The organism is Streptomyces sp. NPDC021012 (assembly GCF_044333355.1).
Classification (GTDB): domain Bacteria; phylum Actinomycetota; class Actinomycetes; order Streptomycetales; family Streptomycetaceae; genus Streptomyces.
On sequence record NZ_JBIRQU010000006.1, the window covers coordinates 362,633 to 379,093 of the forward strand.

A 16,461-nucleotide genomic window follows, 5' to 3' on the forward strand; every position below is an offset into this window, starting at 1 on the left:
TGCGTACAGCCCTGCTCACCACGCGCGGTCACATCGACCTGCTGCGGGTGGCCTCCGCCGCGTGTCGCCGCGGCCGCTGACGCCCTTTCACCTTTCTCACCTCCCTGAGGCCCTGATCGCCGTGCGCGCGTGTCCGCTCCGCGCCCGCGGTCGCTGACGCGTACCTTCGCCTCCCTCTCCCCCGGAGTCCGTCATGACGGTCGACCACGCCCCTCCTTCACACCACTCCCCGCCCGACATATCGCCTTTGCCGGATGTCGAGTCCCTGACTCCCGCCCGGGAACCGGGGCGCGGCCCGTCCGTTCCGCGCTGGCTGCGCCGGACCGCGGGCCCGGTGCTGCTGCTCGTCCTCTGGCAGGCGAGCAGTACGGCGGGGGTGCTTCCGGCGGACGTGCTGGCCTCGCCGGGGACCATCGCCCGGGCCGCCGGCGAGCTGGTCGGGGACGGGACGCTGCCGACCGCGATGGGCGTCTCGCTGCGCCGGGTCGCCGCGGGGCTGCTGCTCGGCGGGGTGGTGGGGATCGCGCTCGCCCTGGTGTCCGGGCTCTCGCGGCTCGGCGAGGACCTCGTCGACGCCCCCGTGCAGATGCTGCGGACGGTGCCGTGGGTCGGGCTGATCCCGCTGTTCATCATCTGGCTGGGGATCGGGGAGGCGCCCAAGGTGGCGCTGATCGCGCTCGGCGTCGCCTTCCACCTCTATCTGAACGTGTACGCCGGGATCCGGGGCGTCGACGCGGGGCTCGTCGAGGCGGGCGAGTCCCTGGGGCTCGGCCGGTGGGGCCTGATCCGGCACGTCGTCCTGCCGGGCGCGCTGCCCGGGGCGATGACCGGCCTCCGGTACTCGCTGGCCACGGCCTGGCTCGCGCTGGTCTTCGGCGAGTCGATCAACGCCGACGCCGGGATCGGCTTCCTCATGAACCAGGCGCGGGAGTTCTTCCGCACGGACGTGATCGTCGTCTGCCTGGTCGTCTACGCCTTCCTCGGCCTGCTCGCCGACGCCCTCGTCCGCACTCTCGAAAGGCTGCTGCTGCAATGGCGACCGACCTTCACAGGGCAGTGACCGTCCAGGGTCTCACCCGCTCCTTCGACGGGCGCCCCGTCGTCGACGGGCTCGATCTGACCCTGCGCGCCGGGCAGTTCACCGCCCTCCTCGGACACAGCGGCTGCGGCAAGTCGACGCTGCTGCGGATCCTCGCGGGGCTCGACCGGGAGGTCTCCGGCACGGTCCTGGTGCCGCGCCGCCGCGCGGTCGCCTTCCAGGCGCCGCGCCTCATGCCCTGGAAGAAGGTCTGGCGGAACGTGCTGCTCGGGCTGCCGGGGAAGCCGGACCGGGCGCTGGCGGAGCGGGCGCTCGCCGAGGTGGGGCTCGGCCACCGCTCGGGGGCGTGGCCGAAGACCCTGTCCGGCGGTGAGGCCCAACGCGCCTCGCTCGCCCGGGCGTTGGTACGGGATCCGGATCTGCTGCTGCTCGACGAGCCGTTCGGCGCGCTCGACGCGCTGACCCGGATCAAGGCCCAGCGGCTGGTGGCCGAGCTGTGGCGGCGGCGCGGTCCTGCTCGTCACGCACGACGTCGACGAGGCGCTGCTGCTCGCGGACCGGGCGCTGGTGATGCGGGACGGCGTGATCGCGTACGACACCGCCGTCGACCTCGACCGCCCCCGCTCCCCCGGCGATCCGGCACTGGCCGCGCTCCGCGGCCGCCTGCTCGCCGAACTCGGCGTCACGGACGGCGAGTTCGCCGACACCGTCACGGCCTGACCGAACCCTCCCAGGAGACATCGATGAAGTCCTTCCGCCTGTCCGCCGCCGCGGCGCTGCTCGTGCCGCTCGCCCTGCTCGCCTCCGCCTGCTCCGGCGCCTCCGCCGCCGACAACACCTCGAACTCCGACGGCAAGGGCTCCCTGGTCCTGAACGTCGGCGACCAGAAGGGCGGCTCCGAGGCCCTGCTGCGCGCCGCCGGTGAGCTCGACGACCTCCCCTACCGGGTGAAGTGGTCGACGTTCCCCTCCGGACCGCCACTGCTCGAAGCGGTGAACGCCAAGGCCGTCGACATCGGCTCCGTCGGCAACACCCCGCCCGTCTTCGCCGCCGGGGCCGGCTCGAAGATCACCGTGGTCGCCGCGACGCACGGCGACTCCGCGGGCGAGGCGATCCTCGTCCCGAAGGACTCGCCGCTGCGCACCGCGCGGGACCTGAAGGGGAAGAGGGTCGCCGTCGCCCAGGGCAGCTCCGCCCACTTCCAGCTGATCGCCTCGCTCCGCGAGGCCGGCCTGCGACTGTCCGACGTCCAGGTCAGCCTGCTGCAGCCGGCCGACGCCCTGGCCGCGTTCACCAGCGGCAAGGTCGACGCCTGGGCGGTCTGGGACCCGTACACCTCGCAGGTCCTGCTGAGCGGCAAGGGCCGGGTGCTGACCGACGGGCGCGGCCTCGTCAACGGCCTCGGCTTCCAGGTCGCCGCCCCCTCGGCCCTGGCCGACAAGGAGAAGGCGAAGGCGATCGGCGACTTCGTCGAACGCCTCCGCCGCGCCCAGGGCTGGGTGTTCGCCCACCCCGAGGAGTGGGCGAGGGCCTGGGCGAAGGAGACCGGGCTGCCGTACGAGGTGGCACTGGCCGCCGTGAAGCGCAGCAACGGCACCCGCGTCCCCGTCGCCCTCGACGACGCGGCCATCGCCTCCGAGCAGAAGCTCGCCGACACCTTCGCCGGACTGGGGCTGATCCCCCGCACGTTCCGCTTCGCCGACTACGTCGACACCCGCTTCAACAAGGACCTGCCGCCGTCCACCACCCCGGCGCGCAGCTACGGAAAGGCCTCCTGATGACCGTCCACCTGCACTGGTTCCTGCCGACCGGCGGCGACGGCCGGACCCTCGTCGACCGGCACGCCTACACGGACGGCGGGATCACCCGGAACCGGACCGTGTCCGGGGTCCGCGCCCCCGACATCGACTATCTGGTCCAGATCGCCAAGGCGGCCGAGCAGCTGGGCTTCGAGGCCGTGCTGACCCCGACCGGCACGTGGTGCGAGGACGCCTGGCTGACGACGGTCGCGCTGGCCCAGCACACCGAACGGCTCAAGTTCCTGGTGGCGTTCCGGCCGGGGGTGATCTCGCCGGTGCTCGCGGCCCAGATGGCGTCGACGTACCAGCGGATCACCCGGGGCCGGCTGCTGCTCAACGTCGTGACCGGCGGCGACTCGGCCGAGCAGCGCCGCTTCGGCGACCACCTCGACCACGACCGGCGGTACGCGCGGACGGCCGAGTTCCTCTCGGTGGTGCGCGGCGCCTGGGGCGGGCGGCCGTTCGACTTCGAGGGCGAGCACTTCCGGATCAAGGGCGGGCTGACCGCGCTGCCGCCGGACCCGCTGCCCGAGATCTTCTTCGGCGGCTCGTCCGCGGCCGCGGGCCCGGTCGCGGCGGAGCACGCGGACGTGTACCTGACCTGGGGCGAGCCGCCCTGGCAGGTGAAGGAGAAGATCGACTGGATCCGTAGGCTCGCGGAGGAGCGCGGCCGGACGGTCCGCTTCGGGATCCGGCTGCACACGATCTCCCGGGACTCGGCGCGCGAGGCCTGGGCGACGGCCGACCGGCTGCTCTCCGATCTCGACGCGGAGACCGTCGCGGCGGCGCAGGAGCTCCTCGGGCGGAGCGAGTCGGTGGGCCAGCAGCGGATGCTGGCGCTGCACCAGGGGGGCTCGCTCGACCGCGACCGCCTGGAGATCTCGCCGAACCTGTGGGCGGGCGTCGGTCTGGTACGGGGCGGGGCCGGCACCGCGCTCGTGGGCAGCCACGCGGACGTCGCGGACCGGATCGAGGAGTACCACGACCTGGGCATCGAGCACTTCGTCCTGTCCGGCTACCCGCACCTGGAGGAGGCGTACTGGTTCGGCGAGGGCGTGACGCCCGAGCTCGCGGCGCGCGGGCTGCTGCCGTCGGCGCCCGCCTCGCCGCTGCTCGGCGTCCCGGCGGCGAACGGCCGTCCGGCCTCGGCCCCGGGCGGCGCGCCGCTGCTGGTGCCGGGCGGCCGGTAGGAAGCCGCCCCTCGCCCGGCGCCCCGGGCCACCGGACCTTGCGCGATCGTGCCGCTCGACAGCCGGACGACCGCGCAGGATCCGGTTAGGCTAGCCTTTCCTGACATGGAGATCGCGCTCACGGCCGGAGCCCTGTACGTCATCGTCCTGCTTCGCGCCGGAGGGACGTTCGCCGTCGGATGGCTCGCCGGCGCCGGTGCCCGGCGCAGCAGGTTCTCCGGGCGGATCTCCTCGGCGAGGTTCCGGCGCGCCGAGCGGGCGATCCAGCGGTGGGGCGCGCCGGTGGTGGCCGTCTCCTTCCTGACCGTCGGCTTCCAGACCGCCGCCAACTTCCTCGCGGGCAGCATGCGCATGCCGCTGTCGCGCTACCTGCCCGCCCTGTTCGTGGGCGGAGGGGCCTGGGCGCTGATCTACGGGGCCGCGGGGGTCGGCGCGCTCCACGTGCTGGGAAGGCTCTTCGCCGAGCGGACGGCCCTCGGGGTGTCCGCCGTGGCCGCCCTTCTCCTCGTGGTGTGCGGGGTGGCGGTGTACCGCAGGAGAAGGGCGGCCCCGTCCTCCGGCGACACCGCGCCCGACGCGTCCTGAGCCCGCCCCCCGCGAGGGCTGCCCCGCCCGGACCACCGACCGGCGCGGGAAGAACCGCACCCCCGCCCCGGTTGGTGGAAGCGTGAACGATTTCGGGTTCGAAGAGGTCAGGACGGTGGACGTCCTCGTCATCGGCGCCGGGCAGGCGGGGCTCTCGGCCGCCTTCCACCTGCGGCGCACCGGCCTGGAGCCGGACCGGGACTTCGTCGTCCTGGACCACGCCCCGCATCCGGGCGGCGCCTGGCAGTTCCGCTGGCCGTCGCTCACGTACGGCAAGGTCCACGGGATGCATGCGCTGCCCGGCATGGAGCTGACCGGGGCCGACCCCGCGCGCCCCTCCTCGGAGGTGATCGGCGCGTACTTCGACACGTACGAGCGGACCTTCGGCCTGCGGGTCCACCGGCCCGTCGACGTCACGGCCGTCCGGGAGGGCGAGGGCGGCCGGCTCCGGGTCGAGACCTCGGAGGGCGTCTACGCGACGCGGGCCCTGGTCAACGCGACCGGCACCTGGGACCGTCCGTTCTGGCCTCGCTACCCGGGGCAGGAGACCTTCCGGGGCCGCCAGCTGCACACCGCCCAGTACCCGGGCCCCGAGGCGTTCGCCGGGAAGCGGGTGCTGGTCGTGGGCGGCGGCGCCTCCGGCACCCAGCACCTCATGGAGATCGCCGAGGTCGCCGCCGGGACGACGTGGGTGACCCGGCGCGAGCCCGTCTACCGCGAGGGCTCCTTCGGGGAGGCGGAGGGACGGGCCGCCGTCGCCCTGGTCGAGGACCGGGTACGGCGCGGGCTGCCGCCGCAGAGCGTCGTCTCGGTCACCGGGCTCCCCCTCAACGACGCGATCCGCGCGGCACGCGCGCGCGGGATCCTGGACCGGCTCCCGATGTTCGACCGGATCACCCCGACCGGGGTGGCCTGGGACGACGGCCGGACCGCCGACGTGGACGTCATCCTGTGGGCGACCGGCTTCCGGGCGGCGATCGACCATCTGGCGCCGCTGCGGCTGCGGGAGCCGGGCGGCGGCATCCAGGTCGAGGGCACGCGCGCGGTACGGGACGAGCGCGTCCACCTCGTCGGCTACGGCCCCTCGGCCTCGACGATCGGCGCCAACCGGGCCGGCCGCGCGGCCGTCTCCGACATCCGCCGCCTCCTGGACCGCGAACCGGTGGCCGCGCCGACCGCCTGACCCGCCCCGTCAGTGCCGCGCGGCGGCCCGACGGGCGTTGAACTCGGCCACGTTCGCCCGGTGGGTCGCGTAGTCGGCGGTGAAGCGGGTGTCCCCCGGGGCGACCGTGACGAAGTACAGCCAGTCGCCGTCGGCGGGCCGGATCACCGCGTCCACGGCCTCGTCCCCCGGGTTGTCGATCGGCGTCGGCGGCAGGCCCTTCCGCGCGTAGGTGTTGTACGGGCTCCGGGACTCCGTGTCCCCGAGGCTCGTGTCGACGCCGTCGCGCCGGAGCCCGTAATGGAGGGTCGAGTCCATCTGGAGCGCCATGCCCCGGGCGAGCCGGTTGAGCACGACGCGGGCCACCTTCGCCATGTCCTCGGGGTTGTCGGCCTCGGCCTGCACGATGCTGGCCGCGACGACCGTCTCGTACACGCTGAGCCCGTGCGCCCGCGCGCCCTCGGCGATCCGCCCGGCGCCGTAGCGTTTCGCCGCGGTGCCCACCATGGAGCGCAGCAGTGCCTGCGGGGTGGTGGCCGAGACCACCGGGTACGTCGCGGGGAAGAGATAGCCCTCGGGGTTGCCGCCGGCCGCGGCGGGCAGCGGGAGGACTCCCGGGGTGGTCGCGGTCCTCCGCGCGGTCCCCTCGGGCAGGTGGAGCGCCCGGTCCACGGCCGCGTAGACCTGGCCCGCCCGCCAGCCCTCCGGGACGAGGAGCGTGCGGGGCTGTTCGACGGCCGGACCGTCCCGGCCGAGCAGCACCGGGACGGTGACGGCGGCGGCCACGACGAGGACGGCTCCGAGGAGCAGCGTCAGGCGGCCGCGCCGGGTGAGACGGGCGCGGCGGTACGTCATGGCCGCACGCTAACCCGGTCCGTGCGCGAATCCGGGGAACCGCGCACACGGCGGCGCCGCCGGCCCCCTGGGACGGGGGACCGGCGGCGCCGGGTGCTGCGAGCGTCAGATGAGCCAGCCCAGGAAGTGGAAGACGCCGGCGAGCAGGTTGGTGATGACGTTCATGGTGGTGCTTCTCCTCGTACAGGTACATCAGTGGGACGTGTGCGGTCGCGGTCTGCAGCCCGTCGCTCGCACTCCGTAATCATCCGATGGGCCGAGAGGGTGAAGCAACGAATCCCGGCACGATCACACGTTCTGGGGAACAACCGCTCCCACGTTCGCCTGTTCGGTGCGGGCGTCCCTGCGGACCAGGGCCGCGTACCGCCCGTCCCGGGCGAGCAGCTCCTCGTGCGTCCCGCGCTCGGCGATCCTGCCCGCCTCCAGGACGACGATCTGGTCGGCGTCGCGGACGGTGGAGAGCCGGTGGGCGATGGTGATCGTGGTGCGGCCGGCCGACAGGGCGTCGATGGCGCGCTGCACCGCGTGCTCGGTCCGGGTGTCGAGGGCGCTGGTCGCCTCGTCGAGGATCAGCACCGGCGGATCGCGCAGGATGGTGCGCGCGATGGCGAGGCGCTGCTTCTCGCCGCCCGAGAAGCGGTAGCCGCGCTCGCCGACGAGGGTGTCGTACCCCTCGGGGAGCGAGGCGATGTGCTCGTGGATCTGGGCGGCGCGCGCGGCGGCCTCGATCTCCTCGTCGGTGGCGTCCGGCTTGGCGAAGCGCAGGTTGTCGGCGACGGAGGCGTGGAAGAGGTACGTCTCCTGGGAGACGACGCCGACCGCGCGGGCGAGGGTGTCGAAGTCCAGGTCGCGCACGTCGACCCCGTCGAGGGTGACGCGGCCGCCGGTGACGTCGTACAGCCGGGGCACCAGATAGCTGAGGGTGGACTTGCCGGAGCCGGTGGGGCCGACGACGGCCAGGCTGCCGCCGGCGGGGACGGTCAGGTCGATGCCGTCCAGGGTCGGGCGGCCCCTGCCCTCGGGGTCGTAGTGGAACCCGACCTTCTCGAAGGAGACCTCTCCGCGGATCTCCGGCAGCCGGACCGGCTCCTCGGGCTCGGTGATGTCGACGGGCAGGTCGAGGTACTCGAAGATGCGCTGGAAGAGCGCGAGGGAGGTCTGCATCTGCACGCCGGTGGAGAGCAGGCTGACGGCGGGCCGGAAGAGGCCCTGCTGGAGGGAGACGAAGGCGACGAGCGTGCCGAGCGAGATCTGCGGGCCGCCCGAGCCGAGGGCGATGCCGGCGGCCCAGTAGATCAGGGCGGGCATCGCGGCCATGACGATGCCGATGGTGGACATCCGCCACCGCCCGGCCATGGAGGAGCGCACCTCCAGGTCGACGAGGCGCTCGGACTCCTCGGCGAAGGACCTGGTCAGCGAGTCGGAGCGGCCCATGGTGCGACCGAGCAGGATGCCGCTGACCGAGAGGGACTCGGTGACGGTCGCGGCCATGGCGGCCATCTGCTTCTGGCGCTGGGTGGTGATCTTCTTGCGCTCGCGGCCGACGCGCCGGCTGATCCAGACGAAGACCGGCAGCAGGAGCAGCGAGACGAGGGTGAGGCGCCAGTCGAGGGCGAGCATGGCGACGACGGTCGCGACGACGGCCGTCAGGTTCGAGACGAGGGAGGTGGCCGTGGAGGTCACGGTCGCCTGCATGCCGCCGATGTCGTTGGCGATGCGGGACTGGACCTCGCCCGTACGCGTGCGCGTGAAGAAGGCGAGCGGCATCCGCTGGAGCTGCTCGTAGACCCCGGTGCGCAGGTCGTGCATGACGCGCTGGCCGACGGTGGTCGAGATGAGGGTCTGGAGCACGCCGAAGACGCTGGTCAGGACGGCGGTGGCGATCATGCCGAGGGCGAGCAGGCTGAGCAGCCCGGTGCGGCCCTGGGGGATCGCGACGTCCAGGATCTCCCGGAGGAGGAACGGCGAGGCGACCGAGACGAGCGAGGCGGCGCCGACCAGGAGGCCGACGAGCGCGAGGCGCGCGCGGTAGGGGCGGAAGAGCCGCAGGATCCGCCGCACCTGGGCGGGCTCCTTGGGGCGGCCGGGTTCCCGGGGCGGGGGTGTCCAGTCGGACTGGTCGTGGGGGCGCATGGGCTCCTTCGAGAGATTCGGCGGTCGATTGAAGACCATAGCTCATTGTTACCTATGCTCACAATGAACATGGTCCTGATATTGTTCCCGCATGAGCACCTCCGACCCGCTGGCCAGGGCCGACACCGACGGACTCCTCGCCGAGCAGCTGCTCCGGCTCACCCGGCGACTGCACCGCATCCAGAAGCGCCACCTGGAGCCGGTCGGCATCACGCCCGCGCAGTCCCGGCTGCTGCGCATGGTCGCGCACTTCGGCGAGCCGCCCCGGATGGCCGACCTCGCGGCCCGCCTGGAGGTCGTCCCGAGGGCCGTGACCAGTCTCGTCGACGGCCTGGAGGCGAGCGACCGGGTGCGCCGGGTGCCCGACCCCGACAACCGCCGGGTGGTGCGGATCGAGCTCACCGACGCCGGCCGCGCCACGCTGCGCGAGCTGCGCAGCGCGCGCAGGGCCGCCGCAGAGGACATCCTTGCTCCATTGACCGTCGATCAGCGCGAGGTGCTCGAAGGTCTGCTGTCCGCCCTGGTCGACCCCGGCCCGGAGCGCGGCTGCTGACCCCCCGGGCGCGGGGCCGCGCCGAAAGGGGAGCCGTCACATGCCGCTGTTCGAGCCGAACCCGCAGGCCCTCCGCCCCGGCACGGAGCGGACCCCCGCCCCGGACCGCGTGCCGGAGCTCCAGTCCCGGGGCACGCCGCGGCGGCTGCGCGAGGAGCTCACCGAGCTCCTCGGGCCGGGCAAGGTCCTGTCGGACATCTCCGACCTGGTGCGCTACGCCTCGGACGCCAGCCCGTACCGCTTCGTCCCCCAGGTCGTCGTGGTCGCCGAGGACATCGACGACATCTCCGCCGTCCTGTCGTACGCCCACGGCAAGGGCCGCGAGGTGGTCTTCCGGGCCGCCGGGACCAGCCTCAACGGACAGGCGCAGGGCGAGGACGTCCTCGTCGACGTGCGCCGCCACTGGGCGGGCGTCGAGGTCCTGGACGGCGGGGCCCGGGCCAGGATCCGGCCCGGCACCACCGTGGTGCGGGCCAATGCCGCGCTCGCCCCGCACGGGCGGGTCCTCGGACCCGATCCGGCCAGCGCGGTCGCCTGCACGATCGGCGGGGTCGTCGCCAACAACGCCTCGGGGATGACCGCCGGCACCACCCGGAACTCGTACCGGACCGTCGCCTCCCTCACCGTCGTGCTGCCGAGCGGGACCGTGGTCGACACGGCGGACCCGGACGCCGACGAGGAGCTCGCGCGCGCCGAGCCGAGGCTCTGCGCGGAGCTCCTGGCGCTGAAGGCGGAGATCGAGGCGGACGCCGAACTGACCGCCCGGATCCGCGCCAAGCACACCCTCAAGAACACCAACGGCTACCGGCTCGACGCCTTCCTCGACGGCGACACCCCGGTGCGGATCCTGCGCGGTCTGATGGTCGGCTCCGAGGGCACCCTCGGCTTCATCTCCGAGGTCGTCTTCGACACCCTGCCGCTGGACCGCGCGGTCTCCACGGCCCTGCTCTTCTTCCCCTCGCTGCCGGCCGCCGCCGCGGCCGTGCCCCTGTTCAACGAGGCCGGGGCGCTCGCCGTCGAGCTGATGGACGGCAACACGCTGCGGGCCTCGGTGAGCGTGGCGGGCGTGCCGGCCGACTGGGCGGAGCTGCCGAAGGAGACGGCGGCGCTCCTGGTCGAGTTCCGGGCCCCGGACACGGCGGCCCTGGAGGCGTACGAGCGGGCGGCGGAGCGCGTGCTCGCCGGTCTCCGGCCGGTCGCCCCGGTGGCCTCCGCGGAGAACGCCTTCACCCGGGACCCGAAGCGGATCTCCGGCTACTGGAAGGCCCGCAAGGCCTTCGTGACGGCCGTCGGCGGCTCCCGCCCCTCCGGTACGACCCTGATCACCGAGGACTTCGCGGTGCCGCCGGAGCGGCTCGCGGAGGCCTGCGCCGCGCTGCTCGACCTCCAGGCCCGGCACGGCTTCGACGCGGCCGTGGCCGGCCACGCGGCCCACGGCAACCTCCACTTCCTGCTCGCCTTCGACGCGGCCGACCCCTCCGACGTCGAGCGGTACGCGGCCTTCATGGACGAGTTCTGCAAGCTGACCGTGGAGCGCTTCGACGGCTCGCTGAAGGCGGAGCACGCCACCGGCCGCAACATCGCGCCCTTCCTGGAGCTGGAGTGGGGGGCGAAGGCGACCGATCTGATGTGGCGGGTCAAGGAGGCCGTCGACCCGGCCGGCGTGCTCGCCCCCCGGATCGTCCTGGACCGCGATCCGCAGGCCCATCTGCGCGGCCTGAAGACGATCCCGGCCGTGGAGCGGATCGCCGACCCCTGCATCGAGTGCGGCTTCTGCGAACCGACCTGCCCCAGCCACGACCTGACGACCACTCCGCGCCAGCGGATCGTGCTGCGCCGGGAGATGATGCGCCAGTCCGACGGCTCCCCCGTCGAGACCCGGCTCCTGGAGTCGTACGGCTACGACGCCGTCGACACCTGCGCCGGGGACTCCACCTGCAAGCTGGCCTGCCCGGTCGGGATCGACACGGGGGCGCTGATGAAGGAGTTCCGGCACGAGCGGCACTCGCCGCGCGAGGAGCGGATCGCCGCCCTCGCCGCGCGGAACTTCCGTGCCGTGGAGGCCTCCGCGCGGCTCGCGGTCGCGGCGGCGGACCGGATCGGCGACCGGGTCCTGGAGTCGGTGACGGGCCTCGCCCGCAGGGCCGTCCGCCCCGACCTCGTACCGGAGTGGCTGCCGGAGATGCCGGGCGCGGCGGCGCGGCGGCTGCCCCGCACCCACCGCCCGGCGGCGGCCGCCGTCTACTACCCGGCCTGTGTGAACCGCATCTTCGGCGATCCGGAGGGCGAGCGCGGGCCCTCGCTGCCGGAGGCCGTCGTCGCGGTGTCCGCGCGGGCCGGGCGGCCGGTGTGGATCCCGGACGACGTGGCCGGGACGTGCTGCGCGACGATCTGGCACTCCAAGGGGTACGAGCGGGGCAACGAGGTGATGGCGAACCGGATCGTCGAGGCCGCCTGGGGCTGGACGGCCGGCGGGAGGCTGCCGCTGGTGGTGGACGCCTCCTCCTGCACCCTCGGGATCGCGGACGAGGTGGTGCCGTACCTGACGGAGGACAACCGGGAGCTGCATGCCGAACTGACCGTGGTGGACTCGCTGGTGTGGGCGGCGGACGAGCTGCTCCCCCGGCTCGACGTGCGGCGCCGCGTCGCCTCGGCCGTGGTCCATCCGACCTGCTCGATGCGGCACCTGGGCGACGAGGACAAGCTCACCGCGCTCGCCGGGGCCTGCGCGGAGGAGGTCGTCGTCCCCGCCGACGCGGGCTGCTGCGCCTTCGCCGGCGACCGGGGCATGCTGCATCCGGAGCTGACGGCCTCGGCGACGGCCCGCGAGGCGGCGGAGGTGACGGCCCGTCCGTTCGACGCGCACCTCTCGGCGAACCGGATGTGCGAGATCGGCATGGACCGGGCGACGGGCCGGAGCTACCGGTCGGTGCTGCTCGCCCTGGAGCGCGCCACCCGCCCCTGACCGTCCGGGTCTTCGGACGAAGGGCCTCTCACCCCGAGCGGTGAGGGGCCCTTCGTATGTTCGAGTGATCATGGGCGATGGGTACGGCCCCGCCCGAGCGGCGGACTTGTACAGTCCAACCACCCGTCAGCAGGGAGGTTCCATGGACGACCGCACACCACGCCCCCCGAGTCGTCGCACGGTCCTCAGGACCACCGCCGGGGCGGCCGGGGCCGGGCTCGGCATCGCCGCCGCGAGCGGACAGCCCGCCCGGGCGGCCACCGGACCCGTTCCCGCCCTCGCCCCGGAGACCCCCGCCGTGCCGCAGCGCCGGGGCGCCACCATGGCGGGGGTCCCGTTCGAGGGCCGTTCCACCGTCCGGGTCGGCATCGTCGGGTACGGCAACCGCGGCGCCGGCATGATCGGCAACTTCCTCGCCCTCCCCTGGGTCCGGGTGGTCGCCGTCTGCGATCCGGTGCGCGAGAAGGCCGAGCGGGCCGCCGCGGCCGTCGTCGCCGCCGGACAGCCGGCCCCCGCCCTGTACACCCACGGCGCGGACGACTACGAGAACCTCTGCACCCGCACCGACCTCGACTTCGTGTACGTGGCGACCCCCTGGGAGACCCACTTCCCGGTCGCCCGGGCGGCGATGCTGGGCGGCAAGCACGTCGGCGTGGAGTGCCCGGTCGCGATGGAGCTCACCGAGCTGTGGGAGCTCGTCGACCTGTCGGAGCAGACCCGCCGCCACTGCATGCAGCTGGAGAACTGCTGCTACGGGCGGAACGAGATGCGGGTCCTGCGGATGGCGCACGCCGGGAGGTTCGGGGAGCTGCTGCACGGCGCGGGGGCGTACAACCACGACCTGCGCGAACTGCTGTTCTCGCCGACGTACTACGAGGGGCCCTGGCGCCGGACGTGGCACACGAAGCTGCGCGGGGACCTCTACCCGAACCACGGCTTCGGTCCGGTCGCCAACTACATGGACGTCAACCGGGGCGACCGGGCGGTGAGCATCAGCAGCTTCGGCACCCCGGCGCTCGGACTCGCCGAGTACCGCGCGGCGCACATGCCGGCCGGCGACCCGAGCTGGAAGGAGACGTACGTCGAGAGCGACCGGACGGTCAGCATGGTCACGACGGCCAAGGGCCGGCTGATCCGCCTGGAGCACGACGTCTCCACCCCGCATCCGTACAGCAGGATCAACAGCCTGGGCGGCACGCGGGGCGTCTTCGAGGACTACCCGGCCCGGATCTATCTGGAGCCTGACCACAAGGACGACGCGTGGGGCGACTTCTCGGCGTACGCGGCCGAGTTCGACCACTGGCTGTGGAAGGAGCACGCCAATCCGCCGGGCGGCCACGGCGGCATGGACTACATCATGGTCTACCGCCTGATGCAGTGCCTCCAGCTGGGCCTTCCGCCGGACTTCGACGTGTACGACGCCGCCACCTGGACGGCTCCGGTGCCGCTGAGCCACGCCTCCATCAAGGCGGGCGGGGCCCCGCAGGAGATTCCCGACTTCACGCGCGGCGCCTGGCAGAAGGCCCGCCCGGGCGTGGACTCGGCGAAGCCGGCCTGACGGTGCCGTACCGCCCGGCCCCTCGGCGCGAGGGGCCGGGCGGCCGTGCGTCTCAGCAGCGCCGCAGGTCCTCGGTGACCGTGCCCTGGACGGTCGTCAGGCTGCGGTCGTAGCAGCCTGCGGAGCCGTACAGCCGGTAGCGCTCGGTGCTGGTGCCGACCGCGTGCCGCTGGTCGCGCGGGACGCCGAGGGTGAAGGAGGCGTCGCCGGTGTAGGTGTCGTCCAGGCGGGACCAGGACAGCCGCTTCTCTCCCCGGACTACGTCGACGGCGGCGCGGTCGCCGACGGTGAGGACGGTCCGCAGGCGGTTCGCGCCGTCGACGGAGATCTCGCCGTCCATCGTGTACGTGCGCCGGGTGCGGGTCGCGGTCCGGCCGACGGTGACGGTCTCGTCGTCGGTCCAGCGGGCGGTGAGCGCGTCCGGGTTCTCGTCGGCGCCCCAGCGGTGCGTGGAGCGGTGGTCGACGGTGCGGGTGACGGTGGTGGCGACCCGGCCGTGCGAGGTGTTCAGGTGCCCGGCGACGGTGAGCGTGTCGCCGCCCGTGGTCTCCAGGACGTCGGGCGAACCGGCCGTGTACACGGCGGAGTTGCGCGGGGTGCCGAACTCGTGCCGGTCCAGGGCGCCGGTGACGACCTCGCTGCCCTCGTCCTGCCAGAGGAGCACGTTGGCGGGGACGCTCCAGCCGGACTGCCCGGCGGGCACTCCGGCGACGGAGACCTCCACGCGATGGGCCCCGCCGTCGTTGAACAGGGCCGCGAACGGCGTGAGGTCGTAGGTGATCGGCTGCACGTCGAAGGCGCGCGGCGCGGGGGTCACGTACCAGAGGAAGGGGTTGGACCAGCCGCCGGTCCACACGTGCGGGAAGGGGGCGGCGATGCCGGCGAGCTTCCCGTCGACGGAGATCCGCACCTCCCGGTAGGGCCCGTCGGCGGCCTTGCAGGAGTAGGGGGCGGCGTCGGGGACGGTGAGGTACCAGAACTCCTCGCAGCCGCCGCCGGAGCCGGTGGCGTACACCTCGGCGAGGACGCGCTCGGTGTTGCGCGGGGTGGTGAGGGTGGCGCCGGTGAGCGGGACGACCCGGTCGGGGGTGCCGGCGGCGGGCTTCACGCGGCCCTCGGCGGTGTGGAAGGTGAGGGTGACGCGGACGTCGATGACACCGGTGTACGTGTCGTTGACGACGTTGCCGATGAGCATCTCGACGGGCCCCGGGCGGCTGAGGGTGTCGCGGTAGCGGGTGACGTCCTTCTCGACGGACCAGCTGATGCCCTCGGGCGAGGGCTCGGGGGTGGAGGTGCGGAGGAGCTCGACGCCGCCGAGGGAGAGGTGGCCCAGACGGTCGTACTGGCGGCCCTTGACCTGTCCGTCGAGGCGCAGGACGACCTTGTTCCAGCGGGTGCTCGGGCCGCACTCCTTCGGCGGGGTGTAGCTCCCCTGGTACGGGGTGAAGTCGCGGAACCGCGCGGCGGCGAGGGTGACCTCGCAGCTGCGGGTCCCGGGGGTCCCGACGGGCGGGGCGGCGGTGACCGGGTCGTGCCAGTCGGTGGTGAACTCGGCGGGCGGCGTCGGGCCGTTCGGACCGTCGGCGGCGGCCGGGTGGGCGGCGAACAGCGCTCCGGCGGCGAGCACCAGACCGCCGATCACGCTCGTGATCTTGAGTGATCTCATGGGCCGGAAGTGAAGCGCGGTCGCGCGGCGCGGTCCAGAGGACGATGAGCCGACATGGCGCGATCTGTCCCCTCGTGTTCCGCGGAGGGCTAGAGGAAGCCGAGCGCCGAGGCCCCTCCGACGCCGCCCAGGAGCATGAAGGCGGGCATCAGGACCTTGAGCTCGACCCAGCTGCCGGCCCGGAAGCGCATGCCCTTGGGCGGGCCGAGCGGGTACCAGCGCTTGCGGCCGACGGGGATGGGCCACAGGATCGGGCAGCCGGAGACGGTCAGGGCGTCGCCGATGTCGTGCACGAGGGCGCCCAGGACGATGGGCAGGCCCAGCCACAGGTACTCCTGGCCGGGGCCGGTGAAGAACCAGTTCGCGCCGTTGCCGGGCTGGTCGAGGACGCCCGCGAGGATCCAGGCGCCGGCGGCGCCGAGCAGCCAGACGAGGACGTCGCTGGACATCCGGGCGGCCCGCCACAGCAGGCCTTCCACGGCGAGGACCAGGTGGACGAAGAGGATCGCGAGGACGGCCCAGCGGCCCCCGGTGACCGCCGCGACGGAGGCCCCGGCGCCGATCAGGACCGCCCAGAGCCAGGTGTGGGTGAGGGTCCGGTGCCCGCCGGACCTGCGGGGGTCGGAGGAGGAGCGGGTCGCCTTGTAGACGGCGTACGACAGCTTGTCGACGACCTCGCAGAGGCCCCGGGAGACCGGCCCGAAGGCGCGGGAGATGGTCGCCGACTTGTGGTCGAGGTCGGGCGCGAGGGCGGCGCCCGCGCAGATGAGCGCGCCGGCGACGAGAACCGGCCAGGGCATCGGGTGGTCGAAGGCGGCCGCGGCCGCTCCGACGCCCAGCCAGGCCGCCGCTCCGGACAGCGAGTGCGCCGGTCCCATCATGGTTGGCCCGCCCCGTTTCTCCCCTGCCGGCGCCCAGTTGACGCCCGGTCGACGGACGAGCCTACCGTCCGTGAT

Annotated in this window: 12 protein-coding genes and 1 pseudogene; 9 read left to right on the forward strand and 4 right to left on the reverse strand. The window is 73.7% G+C overall.

All coding sequences use genetic code 11. The features are described 5' to 3' along the window. The first annotated feature begins 193 nt into the window (after positions 1–193). The 6 genes and pseudogenes from ACH4TP_RS22070 to ACH4TP_RS22095 all read left to right on the forward strand — a co-directional run bounded on the left by ACH4TP_RS22070 (position 194) and on the right by ACH4TP_RS22095 (position 5,796). Positions 194–1,060 (forward strand): ABC transporter permease, encoded by an 867-nt coding sequence (locus ACH4TP_RS22070; RefSeq protein WP_389229251.1) that lies wholly within the window; start codon positions 194–196, stop codon positions 1,058–1,060. Beyond that, positions 1,033–1,759: pseudogene (locus ACH4TP_RS22075) on the forward strand (ABC transporter ATP-binding protein). Before ACH4TP_RS22070 ends, ACH4TP_RS22075 begins: the two are co-directional and overlap by 28 nt. 23 nt (positions 1,760–1,782) lie before the next feature. Further along, positions 1,783–2,817, forward strand: coding sequence for an ABC transporter substrate-binding protein (locus ACH4TP_RS22080; RefSeq protein ID WP_398438878.1), 1,035 nt, complete (start codon positions 1,783–1,785; stop codon positions 2,815–2,817). Next, the gene (locus ACH4TP_RS22085) at positions 2,817–4,028 is read left to right on the forward strand and encodes an LLM class flavin-dependent oxidoreductase (RefSeq protein WP_398438879.1); all 1,212 of its coding nucleotides are present in this window, start codon (positions 2,817–2,819) and stop codon (positions 4,026–4,028) included. The genes ACH4TP_RS22080 and ACH4TP_RS22085 overlap by 1 nt, the downstream gene beginning before the upstream one ends. Positions 4,029–4,133: 105 nt before the next feature. Then, a complete protein-coding gene (locus ACH4TP_RS22090; RefSeq protein WP_398438880.1) occupies positions 4,134–4,613 on the forward strand; it encodes a DedA family protein in 480 nt (159 codons plus the stop codon). Between the two features lie 82 nt (positions 4,614–4,695). Beyond that, positions 4,696–5,796 carry an NAD(P)-binding domain-containing protein gene (locus ACH4TP_RS22095; RefSeq protein WP_398438881.1) on the forward strand — a complete coding sequence of 367 codons (1,101 nt, stop codon included), beginning with the start codon at positions 4,696–4,698 and terminating at the stop codon, positions 5,794–5,796. Between the two features lie 9 nt (positions 5,797–5,805). Here ACH4TP_RS22095 and mltG read toward each other — a convergent pair whose 3' ends face one another. Together mltG and ACH4TP_RS22105 are read right to left on the reverse strand one after the other, a co-directional pair. Then, entirely contained in the window at positions 5,806–6,630 is an 825-nt protein-coding gene (mltG, locus tag ACH4TP_RS22100; RefSeq protein ID WP_398438882.1) for an endolytic transglycosylase MltG, read from the reverse strand. Positions 6,631–6,918: 288 nt separating this feature from the next. Next, on the reverse strand, positions 6,919–8,763 hold the full coding sequence (locus tag ACH4TP_RS22105; RefSeq protein WP_398438883.1) for an ABC transporter ATP-binding protein: 1,845 nt from the start codon (positions 8,761–8,763) through the stop codon (positions 6,919–6,921). Between the two features lie 91 nt (positions 8,764–8,854). Here ACH4TP_RS22105 and ACH4TP_RS22110 point away from each other — a divergent pair, with 91 nt between their 5' ends. The 3 genes from ACH4TP_RS22110 (at position 8,855) to ACH4TP_RS22120 (ending at position 13,839) form a co-directional block, all read left to right on the forward strand. Further along, positions 8,855–9,316, forward strand: a complete 462-nt coding sequence (locus ACH4TP_RS22110; protein WP_398438884.1) for a MarR family winged helix-turn-helix transcriptional regulator — start codon at positions 8,855–8,857, stop codon at positions 9,314–9,316. 40 nt (positions 9,317–9,356) lie between these two features. Next, positions 9,357–12,281, forward strand: coding sequence for an FAD-binding and (Fe-S)-binding domain-containing protein (locus ACH4TP_RS22115; RefSeq protein WP_398438885.1), 2,925 nt, complete (start codon positions 9,357–9,359; stop codon positions 12,279–12,281). Positions 12,282–12,423: 142 nt separating this feature from the next. After that, positions 12,424–13,839, forward strand: a complete 1,416-nt coding sequence (locus tag ACH4TP_RS22120) for a Gfo/Idh/MocA family protein (RefSeq protein WP_389229278.1) — start codon at positions 12,424–12,426, stop codon at positions 13,837–13,839. A gap of 52 nt (positions 13,840–13,891) precedes the next feature. Here ACH4TP_RS22120 and ACH4TP_RS22125 read toward each other — a convergent pair whose 3' ends face one another. Both ACH4TP_RS22125 and ACH4TP_RS22130 read right to left on the reverse strand, forming a co-directional pair. Then, positions 13,892–15,505: a peptide-N4-asparagine amidase gene (locus ACH4TP_RS22125; RefSeq protein WP_398182019.1), complete on the reverse strand. Its 1,614-nt coding sequence runs from the start codon at positions 15,503–15,505 to the stop codon at positions 13,892–13,894. A gap of 89 nt (positions 15,506–15,594) precedes the next feature. Beyond that, positions 15,595–16,386 (reverse strand): metal-dependent hydrolase, encoded by a 792-nt coding sequence (locus tag ACH4TP_RS22130; protein WP_389229283.1) that lies wholly within the window; start codon positions 16,384–16,386, stop codon positions 15,595–15,597. Positions 16,387–16,461: the final 75 nt, after the last annotated feature.

What these genes read in the sequence shown, in the direction of transcription:
- ACH4TP_RS22130 (WP_389229283.1), bottom strand. Translation starts at nt 16,386, where the DNA reads ATGATGGGACCGGCGCACTCGCTGTCCGGAGCGGCGGCCTGGCTGGGC.
- mltG (WP_398438882.1), bottom strand. Translation starts at nt 6,630, where the DNA reads ATGACGTACCGCCGCGCCCGTCTCACCCGGCGCGGCCGCCTGACGCTG.
- ACH4TP_RS22110 (WP_398438884.1), top strand. Translation starts at nt 8,855, where the DNA reads ATGAGCACCTCCGACCCGCTGGCCAGGGCCGACACCGACGGACTCCTC.
- ACH4TP_RS22105 (WP_398438883.1), bottom strand. Translation starts at nt 8,763, where the DNA reads ATGCGCCCCCACGACCAGTCCGACTGGACACCCCCGCCCCGGGAACCC.
- ACH4TP_RS22120 (WP_389229278.1), top strand. Translation starts at nt 12,424, where the DNA reads ATGGACGACCGCACACCACGCCCCCCGAGTCGTCGCACGGTCCTCAGG.
- ACH4TP_RS22085 (WP_398438879.1), top strand. Translation starts at nt 2,817, where the DNA reads ATGACCGTCCACCTGCACTGGTTCCTGCCGACCGGCGGCGACGGCCGG.
- ACH4TP_RS22115 (WP_398438885.1), top strand. Translation starts at nt 9,357, where the DNA reads ATGCCGCTGTTCGAGCCGAACCCGCAGGCCCTCCGCCCCGGCACGGAG.
- ACH4TP_RS22125 (WP_398182019.1), bottom strand. Translation starts at nt 15,505, where the DNA reads ATGAGATCACTCAAGATCACGAGCGTGATCGGCGGTCTGGTGCTCGCC.
- ACH4TP_RS22090 (WP_398438880.1), top strand. Translation starts at nt 4,134, where the DNA reads ATGGAGATCGCGCTCACGGCCGGAGCCCTGTACGTCATCGTCCTGCTT.
- ACH4TP_RS22070 (WP_389229251.1), top strand. Translation starts at nt 194, where the DNA reads ATGACGGTCGACCACGCCCCTCCTTCACACCACTCCCCGCCCGACATA.
- ACH4TP_RS22080 (WP_398438878.1), top strand. Translation starts at nt 1,783, where the DNA reads ATGAAGTCCTTCCGCCTGTCCGCCGCCGCGGCGCTGCTCGTGCCGCTC.